At 36.8% G+C, this 4,215-nt stretch carries 5 protein-coding genes; 4 read left to right on the top strand and 1 reads right to left on the bottom strand.

Translation table 11 applies throughout. From position 1 onward, the window contains the following. Positions 1 to 892: hypothetical protein (locus WBV75_RS06215; RefSeq protein WP_424119774.1), on the top strand; the 892-nt coding region annotated here is incomplete at its 5' end. Between the two features lie 182 nt (positions 893 to 1,074). Here the strand turns inward: WBV75_RS06215 and WBV75_RS06210 are convergent. Then, entirely contained in the window at positions 1,075 to 1,614 is a 540-nt protein-coding gene (locus tag WBV75_RS06210; protein WP_424119775.1) for a phage integrase SAM-like domain-containing protein, read from the bottom strand. 94 nt (positions 1,615 to 1,708) lie between these two features. On the opposite strand from WBV75_RS06210, the gene WBV75_RS06205 reads away from it, so the two are divergent. The 3 genes from WBV75_RS06205 to WBV75_RS06195 form a co-directional block, all read left to right on the top strand. Continuing rightward, complete coding sequence (locus WBV75_RS06205) at positions 1,709 to 2,827, top strand: alpha/beta hydrolase (protein ID WP_424119773.1); 1,119 nt, start codon at positions 1,709 to 1,711, stop codon at positions 2,825 to 2,827. Further along, a complete protein-coding gene (locus WBV75_RS06200) occupies positions 2,828 to 3,304 on the top strand; it encodes a cupin domain-containing protein (protein ID WP_424119772.1) in 477 nt (158 codons plus the stop codon). Positions 3,305 to 3,489: 185 nt separating this feature from the next. Then, a partial coding sequence (locus tag WBV75_RS06195) for an alpha/beta fold hydrolase (RefSeq protein ID WP_424119771.1) occupies positions 3,490 to 4,215 on the top strand: 726 nt, incomplete at its 3' end.

Raw genomic sequence — 4,215 nt, 5'->3', positions numbered from 1 at the left:
TAAACTGACTGATATGGGAGCTAAAATTCAAGTAATGAATAGCTTAAAACCACATAAATTCCCTCTGACCACAAGAGCTTCATACAGTAATGAGGAAATATTTGGTGATGACCCTGTCAATAATATCACCAACTTCAATGTTTTAGATAAATCTTCAGCCGATTCAATAAGTAAATTTGGTTACACAGTATATTTTGATGAAGGGTTAAAGAAAGAAAGTGAAATATCTCTAAAACTCTTTGGTCATTTAGATAGCTTGTTAGAAAATAAATTTCTAATTAATGAAATTGAGAAAGAAAACCTTTTTTTGACCAAAATAAATTCAAACAACACAATAACCATAGGAAAAAGCCGAAATATTCCTTGGATATTGGCATTATATGAATCAGACAGTTCTAATATACTTAAGTTGACTAATAAAATTGGGAACACATTTTCGCACGAAATAGTTGAAGGATCTTTAGTTCAAAAATACAACCTGAAAGGCTATAAATACAGATGGTTTCGAGATGGTTTATCTGAATACATAGCCTATGAATATTGCAAAATAATAGCCCCAGAAGAAGCTGAAAGTTATTTCATAGAGAATAGACTATCATCAGCCATTGAGTTCTCTAAACAAGGAAATCTGTTAGATTGGAGAGCAAATGGACCAATTAAAAGTGTGGATAAAGGAAAGCTGTATGGATCAAAATTCATTTATTTCAACGAAGTAGGCCAATACGGAAGAGCTTTTAAGTTTTTCAAAGATTTATTTGAAAATGATGAAGACCAGTTAGTTGAAATTCTAAAAAAAATCAAAGCGTATAATAATTTAACGATTGATGCTCTTTTAGATATAATGTCGGAGACAACTGATAAAAATATTACGGCACTAATTAGTGAATATTAAACAGGTTATAGCAATGTATAAAGGGCATTAAAGGACCCTTTATACTCACCGTTATGCTTAATGTGAAAAAACGGAATGACAGCATTAGAACTGATAATTGACTTACATAAAAATTCTGAAAGACAAGTGTAGGCTTCCCGCTTTTCTTCCGTAGGAAACGGATGCGGCCATCTATGATGTTTTCAACTTTCAGGAAAGCCATATCGGTAAAATTCATCCCGTACAGAAAGAAGGAACAAATAAAATAATTCCGATAGCGCTATAACCTGGTCCTGGGATATTTCCAACTCCAGGATCTTCCGAAGGTCTGCCGCGCTCAGGGCCCGCTTTTCGGTGGGGATCTGGCGTATGCTGTAGTAGGCAAAGGGATAAGCTTCTTTTTCGATCAGACCTGCCTTGATCCCCTTGTTGTAAAGGGCCCTAATGCCCCGTAAATAAGTGGAAAGCCCATTCCAGCTGTTGCCCCTGGCCAAATGTTGCCGCTCGAATCGTTTTAGGAAGTCGTAGGTCAGCACGTTGAACTTCAGGTCCTTTCCCCGGGTAAAGGTGCGTAGGACGGACAAAATGCCTTTATAGTGCCTGGCGGTACCACACCTGTGCTCGGCTTTCAAATCCTCCACTACCATTTCCCCGAAGGTAAAGAATGAATCATACGAACTATTTCGCCTATCCGCTTTAGAGAAACCGGAGAACGATTTCCCTCCATAAACAGTTAGGTTAATTGCCTTTATCCGGGGAAGATTATAGGGATAACTGTTAACTTTAAGAGCTTAAAACAACTTGTACGCAAGCTTAAAAAACGTTATCCTAAAATTAATGAAGAATAAAATTAGAAATTGGAAAAATGCCTTAACGTTATTACTAATTATCTTAAGCCTGTCTTGTGATAACGATGAGAAAGTTGTCTTAGAAGATAAAGACATAATTGAAATTAGAGATCAAGGAAGTTTCACAGTTGGAGGAAAAGTGATAAGAAGTACAGGGACTTTTGACTCTGTAGCTCACGGATTTTTTAATCCTACTAATCAAAACACAGAGGGACAAACACTACACGGAGACCACGCTACTGTTTTCTATCAAATACCAACCCAGGCAAAGAAATTACCCTTGGTGTTTTGGCACGGTTATGGTCAATCGATGAGAACTTGGCAGACAACCCCAGACGGTAGAGAAGGATTCCAATCTATTTTCTTAAAAAAGAAATACCCAGTTTATTTAATTGACCAGCCGAGACGTGGACAATCAGGGAGAAGCACAGAACCAATGACTCTTAGTGCAAATACCGACGACCAACTTTGGTTTGGGATTTTCAGACTTGGAGTAAACAATGAATTTTATCCTAATGTTCAATTCTCAAAAGAACCAGAAGCTCTTAATCAATTTTATCGTCAAATAACCCCCGATACTGGCCCCTTGGATATTGAATTAAATATTAAAACAATATCAACCTTATTTGACAAGATTGGACCTGGTATATTAGTTACTCACTCTCATAGTGGGGGACAAGGTTGGCTGACGGCTTTAAGAAATGAAAATATCAAAGCCATCATATGTTTTGAGCCAGGCAGTAACTTCGTTTTTCCAGAAAATGAGATACCAAATCCAATCCCTTATCTAGGAGGAACATTATCTGCCCGAGGGGTCTCAGAGGAAACTTTCAAAAAATTAACTAAAATCCCAATAGTTATTTATTATGGCGACTATATACCAAAAGAAAAAGTATTAGATAATCCAGGAAAAGAACAATGGCGAGCTGCATTGGAAATGGCTAAAAAATGGACAATAGTTGTTAATAAATATGGTGGAGACGTTACCCTTGTACATTTGCCTAAAAAAGGATTAATAGGCAATACTCATTTTCCTATGTCAGATTTGAATAACAAAAAAGTAGCCGATTTTATGAATCAATGGTTAGAAACTAAAAACTTATACTAAATGAAAAATTCAATTTTAGCCCTATTTATTTTAGCCTCATTATCGGGGTTTTCCCAAGACTCTGAATATAAAGTATCCTCATATCTCACTGAGGGTACAAAAGCACCAAACACTCATTATATAGGAGAGGCTTGGCTGAATGCAATTATTCACGATGATGCCGAATTGGGATATAATATCACAAAAGCAACCTTTAAAGCCAACTCAACCTTGGATTGGCACAAACATGCGTCTGTGCAGGTTTTAATCATTGTAGATGGTCAAGCCTATTATCAGGAAAGAGGAAAAGACCCCGTTGTTCTTGAAACGGGAGATGTGATTAAATGCCCTGAGAATACCGAGCATTGGCACACCTCGACCAAGGAAAGCAATGTTACGTATTTGGCCTTATATGGTGGCGGACAACCAACTACCTGGACTGAAGTGGTTACACAAGAATATTATGATGAGGTCGCGAAAAAACTAAGGAGTAATTGATAAGCGTCAAAGCTCATTAATCAAAGACTTGAATTAAAAAGCCAGCGTACAAAATTGTATAATAATAGCCGAGAGAGCAGTAAACTATGGGGGTTGTATCCCGTTACAACTTTTGTGTAACTTCACAGAAAGATGCCACGCAGTCGGCTACTATTCTTATGCTGACCGTTGTAGCAAATTAGAAAATGACAGGACAATTCATAGATGCCTTAAGATTTACATGGAAGTCACGACCACAATTTGGGGATGGCTTTTTCTATTTGGACACAGATTTTGGAAAGATTAGAGTTTTCGATACAAAGGAAAATTTACCAATTATCATTAATGTTCCTGATGGTCCTAATGTCATTGAACATCAAATTCCGCTGATACAGGATTTGGCCAAAGATTATCGCGTAATATGTTTTGAATATCCGGGATTGGGATTTTCATTTCCAAATAATAAATATGACTATTCTTTTTCTAATGGCTCAAACTTATTATTACAGGTAATGGACAGCCTTAGACTCCGTAAAGTGTCTTTGCTTTTTTCTTGTTCGAATGGGTACTATGCCATCCAGGCAGCCATTCAGAATCCTGAAAGATTCAACCATATTTTTTTATCACAAACACCTTCCATTGATTCTATTATAAAATGGACTGAGAAATCAATTCCCAATCTGCTGAAAATACCTTTAATTGGGCAATTGACAAATGCTATTCTTGCCAAGAAACTCGCCGATGTTTGGTACAAATATTCCCTGCCTAAAAATCATGAATCAAAACATGTATATTCCCAAACAGCTAAAACTTCAATTGCAAATGGAGGCTGTTTTTGTCTTTCTTCCTTAGTTCAAGGATTAAACAAGGACAGAAAATCAGAATTAAATCTAATAGGAGTTCCGACCACTTTAGTTTGGGGCTCCATGGAC

The organism is Robiginitalea sp. (assembly GCF_049588695.1).
In the GTDB taxonomy this organism is placed as follows: Bacteria; Bacteroidota; Bacteroidia; order Flavobacteriales; family Flavobacteriaceae; genus Robiginitalea.
Note: the sequence above shows the minus strand (reverse complement) of the source record. Positions and strands in the feature narration are given on the sequence as shown.

Coding starts and splice junctions, on each gene's coding strand:
- WBV75_RS06205 (WP_424119773.1), top strand. CDS start 1,709: ATGAAGAATAAAATTAGAAATTGGAAAAATGCCTTAACGTTATTACTA.
- WBV75_RS06200 (WP_424119772.1), top strand. CDS start 2,828: ATGAAAAATTCAATTTTAGCCCTATTTATTTTAGCCTCATTATCGGGG.